This is a genomic window from [Bacteroides] pectinophilus (assembly GCA_025146925.1).
Lineage (GTDB): Bacteria > Bacillota > Clostridia > Lachnospirales > Lachnospiraceae > Bacteroides_F > Bacteroides_F pectinophilus.
Genome location: CP102260.1, coordinates 2,180,774 through 2,201,083 on the forward strand (window position 1 = coordinate 2,180,774; position 20,310 = coordinate 2,201,083).

The following is a 20,310-nucleotide window of genomic DNA, read 5'->3' on the forward strand; positions in this document are numbered from 1 at the left end:
GGCTATTTCCAGCGAAAAATCGCATTTGGGCGCAATACACCCGAATACCATAAAACACATAAAAACATTTTATCATATGACTTTGAGAAGTCAAGAAAAAACAGAAGTGAAAGTTTATTCCAGCATTTATACTTTCACAAAAAAACCTTGCAGATTGGATTGCTCTTCTCTGCAAGGTCAGTAATTATTAATATCTAATTGTATCTAAAATCAGTCACTGCTGCTTAGAATAATCCTACTGGAAATACTTAACACCTGACTCAAATATCTTAAGATCCTGCTCACCATAGATATTGATTGCAACGCTTCTGCCGCGTCTCTCAACATGCGCCATCTTACCAAGGCAGCGTCCGTCAGGACTTGTAATACCCTCGATAGCCATGTATGAGCCGTTGACATTCCACTCGCTGTCCATAGTAACATTGCCTTCAGGATCACAGTACTGTGTAGCAACCTGTCCGTTGGCAAAGAGCTTGTCAATCCATTCCTTAGGAGCAACAAAGCGTCCTTCCCCGTGTGATGCAGGAGTTACATAAACTCCGCCAAGTTCTGCACCGGCAAGCCAAGGTGACTTGTTGGTAACAACCTTTGTATATACCATTCTTGATATATGGCGGTTGATTGTGTTGAACGTAAGTGTAGGAGAATCGGCATTCTGTCCGACAATCTTACCTTCAGGCACAAGACCAAGCTTAATCAGCGCCTGGAATCCGTTACAGATACCAAGTGCAAGTCCGTCTCTCTCATCAAGCAGCTTCTGTACAGCTTCCTTCATCTTTGCATTACGGAATGCAGTTGCAAAGAACTTGGCTGAACCATCAGGCTCATCACCGGCTGAGAATCCTCCCGGGAACATAATAATCTGTGACTGGTCAATTGCCTTTGTGAACTCATCAACAGAATCTCTGATTCCCTGTGCATCAAGATTCCTGAATACCTTTACGATAACATTGGCACCGGCTCTCTCGAATGCCTTAGTGCTGTCATATTCGCAGTTAGTACCCGGAAATACCGGAATAAATACTGTAGGCTTTGCTACCTTATTCTTGCAGATATGGATATCCTTTGTATCGTAAAGCTTTGTCTCTACGACTGCTGAATCACTCTTTGCTGCCTTGGCAGGGAATACTTTATCAAGCTTCTCTGTCCATGCCTTAAGGGCTTCATCCATAGTTACAGTTACATTACCGTATGTAAATGCTGCTGAATCATTAACTTCACCCACAAGTGTATAGCTCTCTGTTACACTGCCAAGCTTATCAGCAGGAACCTCAGCTATAATGCATCCAAACTCAGGTGAGAATAACTGTGCAGCCTTAAGCTCACTGTTAAATGCAACTCCGAGCTTATTACCGAATGCCATCTTGCTGACTGCTGCAACAATACCTGTTCTGTCCGGAACATAAGCTGACACGATTGTCTTATTCTGAATCATGTCATGGACTGCATTATAGAGCTTCTTAATCTGATCATAATCAGGAAGGTCATACTCATCCCTGGCAATTCTGAACATAACAAGCTTATTGCCTGCTGCCTTAAGCTCAGGAGTAATTATATCTGCCTCCTTTGCAACATCTACGGCAAATGAAACGAGTGTAGGCGGAACATCTATCTCATTGAATGTTCCTGACATTGAATCCTTACCACCGATAGATGGAAGTCCAAAGCCGAGCTGCGCATTATAAGCACCGAGAAGTGCGGCAAATGGCTGGCTCCAGCGTGAAGGATCTTCTGTCATTCTTCTGAAATATTCCTGATATGTAAAACGAATCTTATTAAAATCACCGCCTGCGGCAACAATCTTGGCAACTGATTCGATAACCGCATAGATTGCACCGTGGTATGGGCTCCATGATGAGAGATATGGATCGAATCCGTAGCTCATCATAGTTACTGTATCACATGTTCCCTTAAGTACAGGAAGCTTCGCTACCATTGTCTGTACCTCAGTGAGCTGGTACTTACCGCCATATGGCATATATACTGAACCTGCACCGATTGATGAATCGAATCGTTCTACAAGTCCCTTCTGTGAACATACATTAAGATCATTAAGTGTCTTAAGCCACTTAGCCTTAACATCTGCCTCTATATTCTTCTCTTCACACTCAGTAAAGCTCTTATCATCAAGCACCTCATCACCCTTCTTCTCAGGGATATCAACGAGTACCTTAGTCTCCTGATGTGCTCCGTTTGTATCAAGAAATGCTCTTGAAATATTAACGATGTCCTTGCCTCTCCAGCTAAGAACAAGTCTTGGTGATTCAGTTACTACAGCAACCTCAACTGCTTCAAGGTTCTCTTCCGCAGCATATTCAAGGAACTTCTTAACATCCTTAGGTGCAACTACAACTGCCATTCTCTCCTGTGACTCAGAGATAGCAAGCTCAGTTCCGTCAAGACCTTCATACTTCTTAGGAACCTTATCAAGGTCAACCTTAAGACCGTCTGCAAGCTCACCGATTGCAACCGATACACCGCCTGCACCGAAGTCATTACATTTCTTTATAAGGCAGCTTACCTCTTCTCTTCTGAAAAGTCTCTGAATCTTACGCTCTGTAGGTGCATTACCCTTCTGAACCTCAGCACCGCATGTCTCAATAGACTTCTCTGTGTGTACCTTGGATGAACCTGTAGCACCGCCGCAGCCGTCACGTCCGGTACGTCCGCCGAGAAGGATTATGATATCGCCCGGATCTGATGTCTCACGGATGACTGCACGTCTTGGAGCAGCACCCATAACAGCACCGATTTCCATTCTCTTTGCAACATAATCCGGATGATAAATCTCCTTAACATAGCCTGTCGCAAGTCCAATCTGGTTACCATATGAGCTGTAGCCGTTAGCAGCGCCTGTAACAAGCTTCTTCTGTGGGAGCTTGCCGTGAAGCGTCTCTGACATAGGAACCGTAGGATCAGCGGCACCTGTAACACGCATAGCCTGATATACATATGTACGTCCCGACAATGGGTCACGGATTGCACCGCCAAGGCATGTTGCAGCACCACCGAACGGCTCAATCTCAGTAGGATGGTTATGTGTCTCATTCTTGAAATTAACAAGCCATTCCTCTGTCTTACCGTCAACCTCTACAGGTACCACGATACTGCATGCATTAATCTCGTCTGATTCCTCCTGATCTGCGAGCTTACCCTCTGCCTTAAGCTTACGCATTGCCATAAGTGCAAGATCCATAAGACATACGAACTTATCCTTACGTCCCTTGAAAATCTGTGCACGGTCAGCAAGATACTGATTATATGTAGCCTCCATAGGCTTTCTGTAATAGCCGTCCTTAAAAGTAACGTCTGTGAGTTCTGTTGAAAATGTTGTATGACGGCAGTGATCTGACCAGTATGTATCCAATACACGAATCTCCGTCATAGTAGGATCTCTGTGTTCCTCATCATGAAAATAATTCTGTATATGAAGGAAATCCTTGAATGTCATTGCAAGTCCGAGTGAATCATAAAGCTTCTTAAGCTCACCCTCAGGCATATCCTTGAATCCGTCAAACACCTTGACATCTGCCGGTACTGCAAACTTAGTGATAAGAGTCTCAGGGACTGCCTCATCTGCCTTACGTGAATCTACAGGGTTGATACAGAGTCCCATAATCTGTTCCTTCTGCTCATCTGTAAGCTTACCACTGATTACATATGTTGTAGCAGACTTGATTACAGGCTTTTCTTCCGCATTAAAGAACTTAACACACTGTTCTGCCGAATCCGCTCTCTGGTCAAACTGTCCCGGAAGGAACTCTACGGAATAGATAAAATCATCTGCGCCCGACTCAAATGTCATCTCATATACATTATCTACAGGCGGCTCTGAAAATACAGTTGTAAGTGCCTTATTGTAAGTATCATCTGACAGATTCTCAATATCATAACGAATCAGTACTCTTACGTCTGTTACAGTTTCAACTCCAAGATAACCCCTTATCTCATCAGCGAGTTCCTTGGCTTTGACGGCATATGGTGCCTTCTTTTCAACATAAACTCTTCTTACGCTACTCATCGGTAGACCTCCATAGTTCTTTAATAAGCTTTAATTTTATCATTATTGCGGCTATTTCTCAAGCCGCAAATAATTTTTATATTATGAAAATGCTTAATTCTTTTAACAATTATTCGTGCATCCTTCTGATAATTTTGTATATGACTGCATTCTCCATTACCATCGGTGCCGTATGTGCAAAGAATATAATTCCGTCCGTAGGCGACGTTATCTCTCTGATTACCTCTCCCTCGTACGGATCCGTTACCTGTGCAATCACATCTCCGTGATACACCGGATCCCCCGGTTCCTTGAGCCTTTTATAAAAACCTGCCGTATCAGACTTGACAGGCATAAGCTCATGCTCCTCTATCACGCTTGCTATATAACCGCTGTGATTGTTATATTTGACAATTCCCATTCTTGTAAGGAATCGAAGCACAGCTGACACAGCCTGTCTTGCTGACTTTTCATCAACTGTGTCCGTTGCATTGGTATATATCGAAAATGCATTCGTGCCATTCATCTGCCAGCTGTAATTGAGTGTGACTGTGTCCATCGGCTTCGGCTTACGCGTTACAACATACTGTAATCCAAACAGATTGGCAAGACTTGGACTCTGAAAGCCTGTCTCCATCATTCTTACATGGGGGATAAAATCTCCCGGCATATAAAATGATGCAAACTGTATGCCGTAGCTGTACCCCTGTACACTGTCAAATAATGCCTTTGCTATCCTCTTTGGAGAATCCGCGTTCATGCCACCCGGAAAGCATCTGTTGATATCAACATTATCAATCGGCCAGAAACGCTTTTCAACATTAATTCCGTACATATTAACTGTAGGAACAACAAGTATCTCCTTATTATGTGATATGGCACCATGCTCCTCAAGCGTCTTAAGTGTCCTGATAAGCTGCGAGCATATATAAAGCTGCTGAAGCTCATTGCCTCTCATTGCCCCTATTATACATGCAGCCTTCTCTCCATGCCCGAATCTGTATCCTGTTATCTCATTATCTTCACGGTAAAGTCCCTCTACCGAAAACAAAACTTCTTTATGCATAATAATCCCAAACGCCTCTGCTCTTCATCTTAACTTTCTCCCATACAGATATGCATATGCCTAACGCACTGCATATACACGTGCAAGAAGTGTTCCTTTGTAAATGACCGGATTCTCTCTTAACGAAAATACAATTCCGTCAGCCGGCGATATTATCTCCTGAAGAATCTCTCCATCAACAGGACTTATTATATCACCTATCCGTTCTCCTTTTTTAATGTGTCCCATCTGCTCACCGAGAGCTGATACAAAGAGTCCGGCATGCTCAGCATGTATAAAATCCACCTGTCCTTCTGTTGACATTATAGGCTCCTTAACCGCCGGTCTTTCTCCCTGCCATATTCCGAGCTCTATCATTATATTAAATATTCCGTCTATGAGTTGTCTGCAATATGCATTATTTATTCTTAATCCGACTCCCATCTCTGTTACAAGTGTCGGAACACCAAGCTTGTTAAGGCTGTATGCAAGTGTTGCCTCACGTACCGTAATTGATGAATATACCCATACAAAATCCGCATTCATAATCTTGGCATACGGAAGAAGCTTGTCCGCACAGTCTTCATTAAGTCGTACCTGCGGTGCCTCTTTTATATATACGTTACTTGAATGTACATCAATGCACAGATCACTTCCTATTATGTCATTGACAACCTCTGCCGCAACATATTCAGCCATTGCACCATTATTATCTCCCGGAAATACCCTGTTCATATCAAGGTCAAACATCGGAATTCCTCTCGCTCCCATGTCCATTCCGAGAGGGTTAATGCACGGATACACGTCAACCGTTCCAGTAAGCAGTTCAGGATGTGCCTTAATCTGTCTTATTACTTCATAACACACATACTGTCCGTCAAGTTCATCACCATGAATGCCTGTAACAAGTGAAAGCCTCGCTTCTCTCCCGGTAGCATTCTCCGGTTCAAAATGATTCTTAAGTATTCTGATTTTTTCTTTTACCGGCATCTTAACCGAAACAACTTCATTAATCATATCTACCTCATTAATACACAGATAATTATATCTTATCATTGTATATGACTTAATGCAATGGGCTATTGTGGGGAAACTCATACGCTCTCCCAGAATTCACGAAGTGTCTGCGCTGCCTGCTCTTTGCGGACAGCAATGTAATTATTCCATTCTCTTGGGAATATGTCACGGTATTCTCTGTACAGGAAGCGTTCGTCGAGCAGGGCTATGACTCCTCTGTCTTCTTCTGTGCGGATGACGCGTCCCGCTGCCTGCATGACCTTATTCATGCCGGGATATACATATGCATAGTCGAAACCGTTTTTGCCGGAATCGTCAAAATACTCCTGCAAGAGCTTCTGCTCTGTACATACCATCGGAAGTCCCGCGCCGACTATTACTGCGCCTATAAGCTGCTCGTTCTTCAGGTTTATTCCCTCCGAGAATATGCCGCCCATAACACAGAAGCCTGTCACGGCATCACCGGCTCCGTTGTCAAATGCCTTCAGGAAGTTCTCGCGTCCCTCCTCGTTCATTGATGAATCCTGACACATTATGCTTTGTTCAAATTCATCAGGGAAGCAGCCCTCGTCAGTCATATCATATATAACCTTAAGTACCGACTGCATAAAGCCGTATGATGGAAAGAACACCATATAATTACCGCGTTTCGCGTCTGTAACTGCAAATATATATTCCGCAATTTTTCTGTACTCAGCATCACCTCGTCTTGAATATCTGCTGCTCACATCACGTCCAACAATTATACGGCGCATATCGGTATCAAATGAAGATTTTGCGTATACCGCCATATCGTCAGCCTTGCCGGTAAGCATTTCCTTGAAATATCTGACCGGAAGAAGCGTTGCCGAGAACAGCACGGCGCATATTCCCTGCTCTATACATGAATTAAGATTATCCGAAGGGTCAACGCAGAACAGCCTGACAAAGAACTGCCCCTGTGAATCATGCTCCGTATATATCACATATTTATCGGTCAGCAGATCATGCATATTAAGAAAATGCCTGATTGAAAGAAATATCTCCATCAGGCGTTCCCTGTAATCAATATGCGGATTCTGCCTGTTTTTATCGAGGAACTTCTGCAGCATCGAATATGCCCGTTCAAGATGCATTGCAAATGCCGACACGCTGCTGATTACATTGTAATCCCCGCATTCCCTTTTAAATTCAAGCATGTCTTTGTTGCATTTATCGAGGGCCGAGGCAAGCCCTTTATCGATTCCTTTTACATATTTGCGTGCCTCAAGGAAATCCTCTTTCACAACCGCAGCACTGTACATGCTTCTTCCCCTGTCAACAAGGTTGTGTGCCTCATCCACAAGAAATATATATCCGCCGCTCATTCCGTCCGCAAAGAAACGCTTCAGTCTTACATTAGGATCAAATACATAGTTGTAATCACATATAATTCCGTCACACCACAGCGATATATCAAGAGACAGCTCAAACGGGCATACATTGTGCAATGCAGCGTATTTTACGATAATGTCACGCGTTATGGCCGTCTCATGCGTAATGACATCATAAACAGCATCATTTACACGGTCAAAATGTCCCTTTGCATACGGACACGCATCAGGATTGCAGTTGCGCTCCTCAAGTATGCACACCTTATCCCTTGCAGTAAGCGTGACAGTCCTGTAATGAAGCCCGCCCTCACGCAGTATTCCGTATGTCTGTTCAGCAACGGTTCTTGTTATCGTCTTAGCCGTAAGATAAAATATCTTGTCCCCATGCCCTTCACCGACCGCCATAACAGCCGGATATATCGTGGATATCGTCTTGCCTGTTCCGGTCGGAGCTTCTATATAAAGATTGCTGCCTGACGCACATGCCCTGTACACGCTTGCCGCAAGCTCCTTCTGTCCCGGTCTGTATGGAAACGGAAACTTAAGCCCCTTTATCGAAGCATTGCGCTTATCCCTCTCCTCAAATACAAAATCCGTCCATTTTGAGAATTCTTCTATAAGCCCGTCGAACCATTTTTCAATCTCATCAAATGAAAAATCCTCATAAAAATATTTAACCGCTTCATCATCAATGCTGCAGTATGTCATTCTTACGCGGATACGTTCAAGCTCCATCTCGCATGCACAGATATACGCGTAGCACATGGCCTGCGCCTTATGCACATATACCGGCTCCTTAACCCTGCCTACATCGCCGGTCACAGTCTTAATCTCATCGATGCACACATCGGGATTCTCTTCATCGCCTGATGATATAACGCCGTCAGCCCTGCCTTCAAGAGCTATTATATACGAATCATGCACCGGTATATTTATCTTAAAAGGAACCTCGGCAGCATAATCCGCACCGGACTTCTTCTGTATCGCCCGGTGTATTCTGGCGCCCTCCTGCATTCTTGCAACATCCTGCGAGGAGCCTGTCCTGTTATCAATATCTCCGCTGTTATACACGAATTCAACAAGATTTCTTACCGATATCCTGATTGCACCATCTTTAATGACATACATACTTAATGTTCCTTCGGCTCCCAACTGCCTTTTTCATATTCTTCATTAAGCCACTCTATCGCAGCAAGCCTGCCTTCTTCCGAAGCCTCAAACTCAGCCGTTGTCTTATCCTCATCCGGAATATATGCATACGCCATAGGCCCCGCCCATGCACATGCCACAAGTATGAAATCCGGCTTTTCTCCCGTACGCCATATCCTGTAGCGCATATTGCCAAGCGCACCTGTGTATATCCCTTTGTAAGCAAAAAAATTATATGGAAGGATATCCTTATCCTCTATTCTTTTCACCAGTCCGACACTCCTTCATAAATATACGAATTGCCTTTTTTACCTGTCCTTCTTACCGCTCCGACATAATAGAGTATATTGAGCACCTGCCTTGCCGTCTTCACATCAATATGCGCCGCCTTTGCAAATGCAGCCGAATCAAAGCCGCCTTCAAGCGAATCCAGTTCATAAGGCACAAACTGCAGATAATCCTCAGGCTGTTCAATGACAGTCTCCTCCCTTATTCCGAGTGGGATTCTGTCGTATCTTGTTGAGCCGCGCTTTCTCGTCTCGTTCCATCCGTTAAGGAGCCTGTACTCCTCAATATCCATCAGCACGATACGAAGTTTAAGATTGGGATTCTTAAGAAAATCCTTTATCTTGTACAGCTCATAAAATGCGTAATATGCATTCCATTTCTTAGGTGCTTTGCGCCGTTTCCCTGTCTCTCCCGTCTGCGGGTCTATCCACGAAAGCCATTTGGTATAAGGAATCGGATATACCACTGTAACCGGATAAAGATTAAGAAACACTGCAAGCTTCTGCCGCAGCTTATTAAAATTGGCTGTCTGTATCTCTATTATTCCGTCATTATTGCAGATGTCTGCAACGTAGCCTTCTATGGCAACCTCCTGATAATTATCATCAGGCTCGTACATATTCTTGAGTATCGCATGCACCGTCTTCTCGCCAAGAGTCCCTATTCCGCTTTTTTCACGGATGACACCCACCACCTTATTCTTTGCGGCTGTGAATTCTTCATTTTTAATGTAGCTGACCGTCTCATCACTCTTTGAAGCCATCAGCCTTTGCCCTCAGTGTTGCAAGATTATCAAGTGCCGCATTAAGCGTCTCGTCCTTCTTTGCAAAATGGAATCTTATAAGGTTATGTACATCCTCCCTGAAGAAGCTTGAGCCGGGAACTGCTGCCACTCCCACATGCTCAGTCATCCATTCGCAGAACTTAACATCATCCTTTACGCCGAATTCCGACACATCCATAAGCACATAGTACGCACCCTGCGGCTCTGTAAATGTAAATCCGAGATTCTTAAGGCCGCCGCAGAACAACTCCTTCATATGTGTATAATGCGCGGCAAGCCCTTCATAATAATCATCACCGAACTTAAGTCCCGTAACCGCAGCCTCCATAAGCGGTGCTGCCGCTCCGACAGTAAGGAAATCATGAACCTTTTTGACACGGTCAATAACCTGTGGATTGGCAATAACATAACCAAGTCTCCAGCCTGTAATCGAGTATGTCTTTGAAAGGGAATTACATACTATCGTCCTCTCCCTCATGCCCGGAAGCGATGCCATGTAAATGTGCTTATTGGGTGCATATACTATATGCTCATACACCTCATCCGTGATGACATATGCATCATACTTTATCGCAAGATCTGCAATTATCTTAAGCTCGTCATATGTAAATACCTTGCCGCACGGATTGGAAGGATTACACAGTATAAGTGCCTTTGCACCCTGTCTGAATGCATCCTCAAGAAGCTCCGCGTCAAAATCAAATGCCGGCGGAACAAGCGGTACATATATCGGCTGTGCTCCTGACAGAATCGTATCAGCCCCGTAATTCTCATAAAACGGTGAGAATATTACCACCTTATCTCCCGGATTAACCACCGACATCATAGATGCCATCATAGCTTCCGTACTTCCGCATGTGACAACAATCTCGCTGTCCGGGTCGACCTTTATCCCTGAAAAATGCTCATATTTATCAGCAAGTGCTTCCCTGAAATTCTGCGCGCCCCATGTAAGTGCATACTGATGAGGACCTTCTGCCGCAACCTGCGCAAGCCTGTCCGTCATAGCCTTCGGCGGGTCAAAGTCAGGAAATCCCTGTGAAAGATTCACCGCACCGTACCTGTTGGCAATCCTTGTCATTCTTCTTATTACTGAGTCAGTAAATTCAGATGTTCTTTCACTTAATTCTCTCATATCTTCTCCAGCTTTCTGTCTCTTATTTGTCGGGCTATATCTTAAACTTCTATTTTCAGCTATACTATCCGGCTATAAAAAGCACACCAAGCGTTCCCGGTCCGCAATGGCTTGATATAACTCCGCCTGCTCTTGTCTCTAATATCTCATCAAATATCCCCAATGATTCAAGGTATTCGCGTACATTATCCACAATCTGCCTGTCACAGCCCGAATGTGTTATGAATACTCTGTCAGGACGTGCATTTTTAAGCTGTTCTTCCATATCCTTTGTATAAGACATTATCACAGATGACAGCTTTCCTCTGTATTTTTTAGCCGCATCCATAGCACCATTCTCCACAACTATCCTTGGGTGAAGCTTAAGCACACTTCCTGCCATTGCCGCAACCGCACTGCACCTGCCGCCTCTGTACAGATATGTAAGAGTATCCACTACAAAGCTTGCACGCACATATGGCTTAAGTTCCTCCATCCTTGCCTTTATCTCTGACGCACTGCAGCCCTTATCAGCCATAATTGCAGCCTCTATCACAAGAAGCCCTATTCCGGTTGAAAGATTAGCCGAATCAATAACCGTCACAAGCTCATCCGCATCAAGTTCACCTGCCGCAAGCCTCATAACATTGCCTGATGTAGACATGCTCTCAGATATGGAAAAGCATACAATCTCTCTTCCTTCTTCAACATACGGCCTCATCAGCTCCACTGCTTCAGTTATCGCAGGCGCTGATGTCTTAGGTGTTGTCTTATTGTCATCTGACCATGCAAATATCTCATCCGGCGTAATCACACCGTCCTCATATTCCTTATCTCCAAGAAGAATATGAAGCGGCAGGATGTCTATATCGTATCTCTGAACAAGCTCCTTGGAAAGATCACAAGTGCTGTCTGAGATAATCTTTACCTTTTTATTCATAATAATCCTCCATTCCGGCAGGCACACATTCACTACCACCAGTCACTGTCCCACAGTACCGTAAACGGGCCGTCATTTTCAAGCTCAACCTTCATATCAGCTCCGAATACTCCGCATTGGACGCTTCCAAATGTATCCGCACAGCCCTTTTTAAAATATTCATACATTTCATTGGCAAAATCAGGCGCTCCCGCTTTTACAAAGCTTGGCCTGTTGCCCTTGCGGCAGTCTGCATACAGTGTAAACTGCGACACAACCATAACTTCACCGCCAACATCCGTGAGTGAAAGGTTAGTCTTGCCATTCTCATCTTCAAATATTCTTAATCCCGACAGCTTCTTTATGTATCTGTCTGCCATTTCTTTTGTATCTCCGTCAGCAATACCAAGCAGTATCAGGAGTCCTTTACCGATACTTCCCACAACACTGCCATCCACCTTAACCGATGCATGGTTAACACGCTGTATAACAAGTCTCATAATCAATCACCATTATTCCTATATCCACTCGTAATCTCCGCCTGTAATCGCAAGACTGAGGAGTGAATCCATCTTTGCAACCTCTTCCTCTCCCTCAATCTTTTCAATAAGCTGCGCCGTATCAGTTATATCTTCAAGTGACTCATCCGGTCCTATCTCGTAATCCACTTCCGCCTCACAGTCAGGGCATGGAATCTTACTAATTGTCTGAAGTGAAAGAAACCTCTTGCCACATTGCTTACACTCATAATATCCACATTCTTTTGTTCCGTCAGGTACATAATACATATTGATTCCCGAGCCTCCATACATTATTAATGCGTTATTAATCAGCATTAACATCTGCCGATTTCATTATATTATACATTTGTATTTTTGTCTTGTGTATAGAACAATATCATTACATAATTATCTTATGTGGAGGTGCATTAAAGCCTAAGCCATCCTTGACTGCGATGGCATCAATGTAGAAGTTGTACCTGCATGGAAATGGCTTCTGGATAATCCGCATTAGAAATGTATATATTATCTGAACCCCTTCAGATACTCCTTCTGCTCCGGTGTAATGCGATAGCTCTCTACCGCCTTCTGTATCGTCTTTTTATGTACCCATTCAGGAAGCCTCCGTTCCTGTATATAAGGAATTGCCGCATTCCACTGCTTTGCAAGTGCTGTCGCCATGTACCACGCAATCATCATATTAACATAGTACTCCTCAGACTTTACATCTGCGACAATCTGCAAGTACTCTTCCTTAAAATCTTCATCAAGAAACAGACGCATCATGACGCCAATCCCGTATCTCTTAACGTACGCTGCATCTGAAGCAATCCACTTCTTTGCCCTCAAAAGAACATCTTTCTTATTTTTATTAAAGCATTTTGGAACCGGAAAATCACAGGTAGCCCAATTATCAACATACGGAAGGAACTTTTCAAGTTCAAAGATACATTTATCATAGTCCTTAATCTGCCCAATCAGCATCATCTGAAGATTATTCTCTTCATAATATTTATGCGGAAGTTCATCCATAAACCGGGCTGCTTCCTCCGTCTTAGCGAATTTCTTTGCAAATGTCCTTAAAACCGGCGTTCTAATTCCTATAATATCCGATTTATCAATTCCCGGCATAAGGCTGCTGTGGAAATCCCTGTACGCCGTGTCCTGTAGCTCAAACAATTCTTCCTGTAAGTGTGTCATAAAAATCTCCATTCCGCAGGCACAAATAGCCGTGTAAAACCAGATATCAAACTGATTTTTACACTATCTCCTCATCGACCCATCCAGACTTTCCCCAATTGTAGTTCTTTGTATAATACATGTCAATTTGAAATATACTTTTTATTCGTTCCAATGCTTCCATTTATATAACTGCCCTTTGTATTCCAGATTTAAATGTTTCTCTTTATCCAGTCGCTTATCCAGCCTAACATCATCCGTTCACTTTCTGTTTTCTGTCGCCTGTGAACTCTGGCGACACAGCCGGGGCAGTATTTTGCCCGGTTGGATTTGGGGACGAATACGCCGCCGCAGACCGAGAAAGAAGCCGTCTGCGGGCAGGCGCAGGTGTCCCCATCGTCAAGGACAATGCAGTTGCCGTCCTCACAGCAACAGCACTCCCGGCGGATCAGGGCTTTTGCCTGTTTGCGCTGCTTCCCATGCCGGGTTATTCCTTTTCGGACGGTCATTCGATTTTCAAGGTGCTGTTCACCGATGAACTATCTCAAGTGTATACTTTTTTGATTGCCTGTGCCATATGTCCATAAAGTCGGAAATCAGCCTGAAATCTCTCTATTTCCACGCTCTCGGAATTGTGGTAAAATAAAAATGACGGAACAACAAATCGGCGGTTGTAAAGGAGCGTTATGCGATGGAAAAAAGAAAAATTGTTCGTGGGATTATATTGGCAGTATTGCTGGTTTGTGCGGTGTTTTTGATTTATTCCATAGTAACAGACCCATTAGGCGAACATGATATTATGCTTGCCCTAGCTGTTACCGCTGGATTTATTGCATTAGAGCAGGACAAGCGAAAAGAAAGATAACTCCCTATTTGACTGTATAGCAATAAGTTATTGGAGAAAAAAATATGAAATGTATGAAGTGTAGCTGTGAAATGATAACAGCAAAATTATGTGGGGATGTAAGCGGAATGAGTGTTCGCTTAACCAATAAAAAGAAAGGAGTTTTTGAAACAGAGCATATAAGTACGGTTTCATGCTTTGTATGCACAAAATGCGGATATGTTGAGCTGAAAGCTGATAATCCAAAGGATTTGATTTTGTAAACATCCGATTTGCAAGCAAATGAGGACAGATACGGATATGATTACTTATCTACTATTTTGTGCAAGGTGCAGTGGATAACTATATAAACAAAAAGTTCGAGTGATAAATCGAAAGTTGGAGGATACACGCATGAAAATTGTAATCATTAATGGAAGTGCCAGAAAAGGAAACACGCTGACAGCAATCAATGCATTTATAAAAGGAGCATCAGAAAAGAATGAAATTGAAATCATTGAACCTGACAAACTCAACATTGCACCATGCAAGGGATGTGGTGTCTGTCAATGCTCTAAGGGATGCGTCGATAAGGATGATACAAATCCTACAATTGATAAAATTGCTGCCGCAGATATGATTCTTTTTGCTACACCAGTTTATTGGTGGGGAATGTCAGCACAATTGAAACTTATCATTGATAAGTGCTACTGCCGTGGATTGCAGTTAAAAAATAAAAAAGTTGGCACGATTGTTGTAGGCGGTTCTCCCGTAGACAGTATCCAGTATGAGCTGATTGATAAGCAGTTTGACTGTATGGCAAAATATCTTTCATGGGATATGCTTTTCAAAAAATCATATTACGCAACAGCCAGAGATGAACTTGAAAAAAACAAGGATTCCATGAACGAACTTGAGGGGATCGGAAAAAATTTATAAAGCACGTTCCAAATTCCAATTTGTTAAATTCAATTCCACTATCCTCCCCATGTTCCCTTGTAACTTATCCACAATATCAGTTCATTATAAAAATCTTAGATTTTTGTCTTGAAACTGAGCCACTATAGAGTAACGATATATGAAAAAGATGTGAGAGGGAAATCATGAAGGTTGAAACATTATCAGAAAAAGATATCAATGCGATTGGGCATGCATTCGGTTATTATGAATATGCACAGGGCGAGAAGGGGCTTGTTTCCGCATACAGCAGCAAAGACGCAGTCGTCAGTTATATCAACGGCTATGTGGAAATGGTACTGCAGGCAGGTATGCTTTATACAACCGGTCCGCAGCAGGAAGCATTTATTGCCTATAAGCGCTGTGATGAAAAAGTGGGACTGAAGGCAGGTCAAAAGCTGATAAAAGGGATGTTTGCAGGATCATCCTTTGGTGAAGTGGTACGGATGCTCAGCATTCTCGGAAGCGGTGGATCATCTTCCATTGAAAAGAAACTGAAAAAGAAAAAACAAAAATACCTGTTTGTCGGATTGGTATGTGTGCGGGAAGAATACCAGGGGCAAGGCTATATGAGGAAAGCGCTGGAGCTTGCGTTTGCCGAGGGCAACAGACTGGGACTCCCGGTCGTACTGGATACCGATGCCAAACTGAAAAGTGATAAATACAGACACCTTGGCATGGAACTGGCAGGCGTCCGTACCTGCAAAAACGGCAGTAAATTATACGAACTGATCAAATATCCTGATTCCACGGTCTAATGAAATTAAAAATCATACACTGTCTAATGAAACTGGAAGTTGTATTATTGAATAAAATGGAGATTTTGATATGAAAGACAGGGCAAACAAGGGTTATTGGCAACGACTTGCAAAAATATATGCACCTTTGATGGAGTCAGATAAGAAATTTTATAATGCAATCTGCGGATATATTAGAGATTATCTCAAATCTGATATGAATGTATTAGAATTAGCTTGTGGAACAGGGCAGCTATCTTTCCCATTGTCTGATTGTACTAATAGCTGGACGGCAACCGATTTTTCGGAAAATATGATTAAGCAAGCGAAAAGGAGAGGTACAACAGAAAAACTTAGTTTTTGCGTAGCCGATGCAACGGCACTTTCATATGAGAATGAAAATTTTGATTGTGTAGTAATTTCAAATGCACTGCACATTATGCCAGAGCCTGAAAAAGCAATGCAGGGAATTCGTAGAGTATTAAAAAAAGATGGTATTTTGTACGCACCAACCTTCTTATGGGCAGAGAAAAAATCAAGTGGTTTACGAAAGCGATTGATGTCTATTACAGGATTTAAAGCATACAAAGAATGGAACAAGGAAAATTTTTGTGAGTTTATTACGGATTATGGCTTTACAGTCGTCAAAGTGAATTTGGTGGATGGCGGTTTAGCTCCTGTTGGAGTCTTGATTGCGAAAAAAACTAATTATTAAATCCCAGTTGATATTTCACATATTTTAGGAAATTTAATAACTGTTATATTTAATTATCAAATTCTTCGCAAACCCTTGAAAATACTAAGTTTGTAGCAAGTGAGCTTTCCCTTACTCTTTCCCTTGTGTTATATTCTCACATTGGTTTTCATGAACCTTAATATGGGAAAAAATAAGGGAAAGAAAATTTCATAACACAGTATAACAATAACGACATGGTGAACTGATTGAAATGTTTTCGATATTTAACTCTATAACTGATTATTAAAAGAAAATGGAGATAAGATACGATGAGAACAATTTATGCAGAATACAACATAAATCACGATAGTATTGATGTTTACACAAGTGCCGGATATATGCTTCGCATTGATTGCTGGAAAGCTGAAAAAAATCTAAAAACCACATACGGATCAGAATGTGCGCTTACTTCATTGGCTGTGGATGAGCCTTTGGAATATGCAAGATTATATCTTGAGGGTAATTTACAGATGTGGGTAGATGCAGAAGACTCACTAGAGTTATAATCCTTATCCATATAAATAATATGCAAATATATATCCCATCAATATAGCGAATATACTGAAATAAAAGTATCTTTATAATCAATTTTAACCAAAAGAATATGTTCTTAGAGGAGGTGTCTCCCGAAAGAACATATTCTTCTATTATGGGTAATTATAAATATAGAACATGCTTTTCTTGTGCTACAATTTCTTCACTATGAGTTACAACAATAACTGTTTTTCCCTGTTCACTTAACTCATGCAATATATTCATAACAATCTCACTATTTTTTTTGTCTAAGGAACCAGTTGGTTCGTCTGCTAATACAATCGAACATTTCTTTAGCATTAAACGAGCTAACGCAACTCTCTGCTGTTCGCCACCAGATAATTGATAGACTTTTTTGTTAATTACTTTCTGTAAACCAACTTTTTCAAGAGCTTCATTTATTGAAATATCCGTTCTACCTGATTTTTTTATTATTTCTAGATTTTCTTTTACTGTTTTGTTTTCCAAAAGGGCAAAATTTTGAAATAAAAATCCAACAACTTCTTTGAAATATTTCTGCTTTTTTCCTTTTTTTGCCACATCAAAACCATTCACAATAATAGAACCTTTGTCAGGAGTTTCAATACCTCCAATCATATTAAGTAAAGTACTTTTTCCGCATCCACTTTCGCCACTAATTACCAAAAAACGGCTATCTGGAATTTCCAAATGAAAATTTTTGAACAAAATTTTATCATTATATGCTTTGCATAGATTTTCAATTGTTATCATAAGCAACCTCCTTTTAATGATTTCGGTATGTTTGTTTTTTCAACAATTGTGATATTAAAGAAAATAATTGTAAATTCTATTAGTGCCATAAATGAACTAACAAGAATGCTAATTCCTACTTCAGTCTGTACCGATAATAAAGAATAGATAAGCATACCTACTAATATCACAAAATTTTCCACTACAATCATTTTAAGAAGTGTTTTGTGCCGTTCAAATAAACTATATCCAAAGATTTTCATCAAGGAAATTTTCATTGCATTTTCTCGGAACTCTAGTCTACTTACTGTAACAATAATCATAATATTTAAAAGCAATACAATCGTACAAAGAGAACTTAAAAATCCCACGAGTTTTATTAAAAATGTGTGATTATATAAATACTGTTCATGTACGTTTGTAATTACTAGCTGATAATTTCCAAGCATATCTTCATACTTTTTGCTGATATTTCTTAGCTGTTTTTCATCACATTGAAATAAAACTGCTCCTGCTTTATAGCTTTCAAGATACCCACCATTGACTGCTAAATCTTTGTTTGCCTGATAAATAATTATCGGATTTTTGCTTTTTTCGATACCATTTATTCTACTTGTATCTAAATAGGAAAAGTATTCTGTTTCGCTATACTCTATGTACTGAATATTTAATTGTTGTAAATTATCATGATTTAAAACATGGCTCAAGGAGTCATAGGCTAATTGCTTGTTTTTAGCAAAATATCTATTCTTTGGAATGAAAATAATCAAATCAGAAGATTCATTCTCTACTGCATTTATCTGCTTCGTAAAACCTTGTAACATATCTTTTGCATGATTATTTACATATATCACATCATTTTTATCATTTAAAATATTCAAGCATATTACAGGCTTTAATGTGTTATATTCATTCTTGTATAGTTTATTCCAAAAAGCTTCTTCTTTTTCAGCATTAAAATCAGTAGTCTTTACGGTAAAATAATTTGCATCATAATATTCTTCTAACAAATGTTCATTTGTAAATAGGTTATTATGAATACTACTAATATTAGTGGTAATTGTAAAAACAGCGGCTACCCCTGCTATAAATTTTAACGAATAAATTAAAAAATCCACTCCTCTTTTGTGTGTTGCATTTGCGAATGCCTTTCTAATATCAAAAAAGCAAAAAGAACAATATGGAATAGTGGAAAGAATAATTCCAATGGAATATAAAATTGTGACGAGTCTATTCTCATATGCTCCCGATATATAATTTGACAGCAATATTTTTGCAACAATAAATAATGCAATGTCAAAAGTTACATCGAATAAAGCAGCCTTAAATGCTATGAAACCAGCACTTTCTCCTAAGGAAACTCGTACAACAACCTCTTTTTTTCGCCTAACCACTTCAATTACATTTAGAACAATCATCAATGCAATAATCATACCCCATATAATAAAAATCATGTCCTTTTCCGTAGAATTCCAATATTCTGGATAAGTTAAGCTATATTTTTCTGATAATTTCTGATATGTAGAGATAATATTGTCCTCATTTCCTATGTATGAGATAAAGTTTTCATAACCCACAGAGGTACTTTGCAATTCTGAGAGATTATGAAATTTTACTTTCGTAATTCCGGAAACTAAAGCGGTATATTCTGATTCTTCTATGTTTGCAGTATTTTTTAATGTTTGTCTGATTACTTTATCATCGCCATAAATATGAAGTGTTGAAAGGTATTTATTATTGATTTCATTGTACTGAGAAAAAATATGTACATCATTCTCCGTTGCAGTTTCTGATACATCTTTCAGAAACTGCGACATATCTTCACTAGCAACTTCATAGCGTGATGACGTAAAATATGCTGTAGAAAAGTTCCAAAGCTGATCTTGAAATATTTCAGATTGCATAAGTATTCCAAAAATCAGGAAACAAAACAAACATAAGTTTTTAATTGCTTTCATTTATTTCAACCCCAGATTCCATACTTTATTTGCTTTTTCAAATATCGTAGTCAATATTGTGCTATTTTCATCAACAATCCATTGATCTTCTTGATCTTCAGCTTTTTTGCTACTTGACAACATAATTTGAGTATTCAAATCCTTATAGTCATTAAATAGCACGCCTTGACTTATTCCTTGGTGAAATGGTTTTATCCAAATAATTAGTGCATATCGAACATCTGACTCAGCTATCGCAAGATTTCCATTCCAAAGCAAATAATCAGGGACAGACACACTATACTGGAATCCATCTTTATCTGTGTAAATTTTTACTCCAGATTCTTCTATTTCAGGGAAGTCTTTCTGAAATTCGTTATATGGTTTATAACTCCCGAAGTACCAAAATAAATTATAGCAACAGAACAAAATAACCAAAACAATTCCTATATATTTTATTTTTTTCTTCATTTATATACACTCCACAAAAAAGAGTGGTTGGAATTCCAACCACTCAGCCATTATCCC

Annotated in this window: 20 protein-coding genes and 1 pseudogene; 6 read left to right on the forward strand and 15 right to left on the reverse strand. The window is 40.7% G+C overall.

What is annotated here, in order from left to right; genetic code table 11:
• Nucleotides 1-235 precede the first annotated feature (235 nt).
• The 12 genes and pseudogenes from NQ488_10255 to NQ488_10310 form a co-directional block, all read right to left on the reverse strand.
• Nucleotides 236-4,021: a phosphoribosylformylglycinamidine synthase gene (locus NQ488_10255; GenBank protein UWN94955.1), complete on the reverse strand. Its 3,786-nt coding sequence runs from the start codon at nucleotides 4,019-4,021 to the stop codon at nucleotides 236-238.
• A 109-nt stretch (nucleotides 4,022-4,130) separates the two neighbouring features.
• Nucleotides 4,131-5,066 carry a M14 family metallopeptidase gene (locus tag NQ488_10260; GenBank protein ID UWN94956.1) on the reverse strand — a complete coding sequence of 312 codons (936 nt, stop codon included), beginning with the start codon at nucleotides 5,064-5,066 and terminating at the stop codon, nucleotides 4,131-4,133.
• 60 nt (nucleotides 5,067-5,126) lie between these two features.
• On the reverse strand, nucleotides 5,127-6,062 hold the full coding sequence (locus NQ488_10265) for a M14 family metallopeptidase (protein ID UWN94957.1): 936 nt from the start codon (nucleotides 6,060-6,062) through the stop codon (nucleotides 5,127-5,129).
• Nucleotides 6,063-6,139: 77 nt separating this feature from the next.
• Nucleotides 6,140-8,542, reverse strand: a complete 2,403-nt coding sequence (locus NQ488_10270; protein UWN94958.1) for an ATP-dependent DNA helicase — start codon at nucleotides 8,540-8,542, stop codon at nucleotides 6,140-6,142.
• Between the two features lie 2 nt (nucleotides 8,543-8,544).
• Nucleotides 8,545-8,832 (reverse strand): hypothetical protein, encoded by a 288-nt coding sequence (locus NQ488_10275; GenBank protein ID UWN94959.1) that lies wholly within the window; start codon nucleotides 8,830-8,832, stop codon nucleotides 8,545-8,547.
• Complete coding sequence (locus tag NQ488_10280; GenBank protein UWN94960.1) at nucleotides 8,829-9,614, reverse strand: hypothetical protein; 786 nt, start codon at nucleotides 9,612-9,614, stop codon at nucleotides 8,829-8,831. Before NQ488_10280 ends, NQ488_10275 begins: the two co-directional genes overlap by 4 nt.
• Complete coding sequence (locus NQ488_10285) at nucleotides 9,598-10,770, reverse strand: aminotransferase class I/II-fold pyridoxal phosphate-dependent enzyme (GenBank protein UWN94961.1); 1,173 nt, start codon at nucleotides 10,768-10,770, stop codon at nucleotides 9,598-9,600. The genes NQ488_10280 and NQ488_10285 overlap by 17 nt, the downstream gene beginning before the upstream one ends.
• A gap of 64 nt (nucleotides 10,771-10,834) precedes the next feature.
• Nucleotides 10,835-11,689, reverse strand: a complete 855-nt coding sequence (locus NQ488_10290; GenBank protein UWN94962.1) for a DegV family protein — start codon at nucleotides 11,687-11,689, stop codon at nucleotides 10,835-10,837.
• A gap of 32 nt (nucleotides 11,690-11,721) precedes the next feature.
• The gene (dtd, locus tag NQ488_10295; protein UWN94963.1) at nucleotides 11,722-12,168 is read right to left on the reverse strand and encodes a D-aminoacyl-tRNA deacylase; all 447 of its coding nucleotides are present in this window, start codon (nucleotides 12,166-12,168) and stop codon (nucleotides 11,722-11,724) included.
• 18 nt (nucleotides 12,169-12,186) lie between these two features.
• A complete protein-coding gene (locus NQ488_10300; GenBank protein ID UWN97145.1) occupies nucleotides 12,187-12,456 on the reverse strand; it encodes a hypothetical protein in 270 nt (89 codons plus the stop codon).
• Nucleotides 12,457-12,693: 237 nt separating this feature from the next.
• The gene (locus NQ488_10305) at nucleotides 12,694-13,368 is read right to left on the reverse strand and encodes a DNA alkylation repair protein (protein ID UWN94964.1); all 675 of its coding nucleotides are present in this window, start codon (nucleotides 13,366-13,368) and stop codon (nucleotides 12,694-12,696) included.
• Nucleotides 13,369-13,559: 191 nt separating this feature from the next.
• A pseudogene (locus NQ488_10310) lies at nucleotides 13,560-13,820 on the reverse strand (cysteine-rich VLP domain-containing protein).
• Between the two features lie 218 nt (nucleotides 13,821-14,038).
• On the opposite strand from NQ488_10310, the gene NQ488_10315 reads away from it, so the two are divergent.
• The 6 genes from NQ488_10315 to NQ488_10340 all read left to right on the forward strand — a co-directional run bounded on the left by NQ488_10315 (nucleotide 14,039) and on the right by NQ488_10340 (nucleotide 17,106).
• Nucleotides 14,039-14,212: a hypothetical protein gene (locus NQ488_10315; protein UWN94965.1), complete on the forward strand. Its 174-nt coding sequence runs from the start codon at nucleotides 14,039-14,041 to the stop codon at nucleotides 14,210-14,212.
• Nucleotides 14,213-14,256: 44 nt separating this feature from the next.
• Nucleotides 14,257-14,454 (forward strand): hypothetical protein, encoded by a 198-nt coding sequence (locus tag NQ488_10320; GenBank protein UWN94966.1) that lies wholly within the window; start codon nucleotides 14,257-14,259, stop codon nucleotides 14,452-14,454.
• 130 nt (nucleotides 14,455-14,584) lie between these two features.
• Nucleotides 14,585-15,109 (forward strand): flavodoxin family protein, encoded by a 525-nt coding sequence (locus NQ488_10325; protein ID UWN94967.1) that lies wholly within the window; start codon nucleotides 14,585-14,587, stop codon nucleotides 15,107-15,109.
• Between the two features lie 164 nt (nucleotides 15,110-15,273).
• Nucleotides 15,274-15,885: an N-acetyltransferase gene (locus NQ488_10330; protein UWN94968.1), complete on the forward strand. Its 612-nt coding sequence runs from the start codon at nucleotides 15,274-15,276 to the stop codon at nucleotides 15,883-15,885.
• Nucleotides 15,886-15,955: 70 nt separating this feature from the next.
• On the forward strand, nucleotides 15,956-16,579 hold the full coding sequence (locus tag NQ488_10335) for a class I SAM-dependent methyltransferase (protein UWN94969.1): 624 nt from the start codon (nucleotides 15,956-15,958) through the stop codon (nucleotides 16,577-16,579).
• Nucleotides 16,580-16,869: 290 nt separating this feature from the next.
• A complete protein-coding gene (locus NQ488_10340; GenBank protein ID UWN94970.1) occupies nucleotides 16,870-17,106 on the forward strand; it encodes a DUF6061 family protein in 237 nt (78 codons plus the stop codon).
• Between the two features lie 151 nt (nucleotides 17,107-17,257).
• Here NQ488_10340 and NQ488_10345 read toward each other — a convergent pair whose 3' ends face one another.
• Genes NQ488_10345 through NQ488_10355 form a run of 3 tightly spaced genes read right to left on the reverse strand, consistent with a single transcriptional unit; the run spans nucleotide 17,258 to nucleotide 20,253 of the window.
• A complete protein-coding gene (locus tag NQ488_10345) occupies nucleotides 17,258-17,866 on the reverse strand; it encodes an ATP-binding cassette domain-containing protein (GenBank protein ID UWN94971.1) in 609 nt (202 codons plus the stop codon).
• Nucleotides 17,863-19,803, reverse strand: a complete 1,941-nt coding sequence (locus NQ488_10350; protein ID UWN94972.1) for a DUF1430 domain-containing protein — start codon at nucleotides 19,801-19,803, stop codon at nucleotides 17,863-17,865. The genes NQ488_10345 and NQ488_10350 overlap by 4 nt, the downstream gene beginning before the upstream one ends.
• Nucleotides 19,804-20,253, reverse strand: coding sequence for a hypothetical protein (locus NQ488_10355; protein ID UWN94973.1), 450 nt, complete (start codon nucleotides 20,251-20,253; stop codon nucleotides 19,804-19,806).
• Nucleotides 20,254-20,310: the final 57 nt, after the last annotated feature.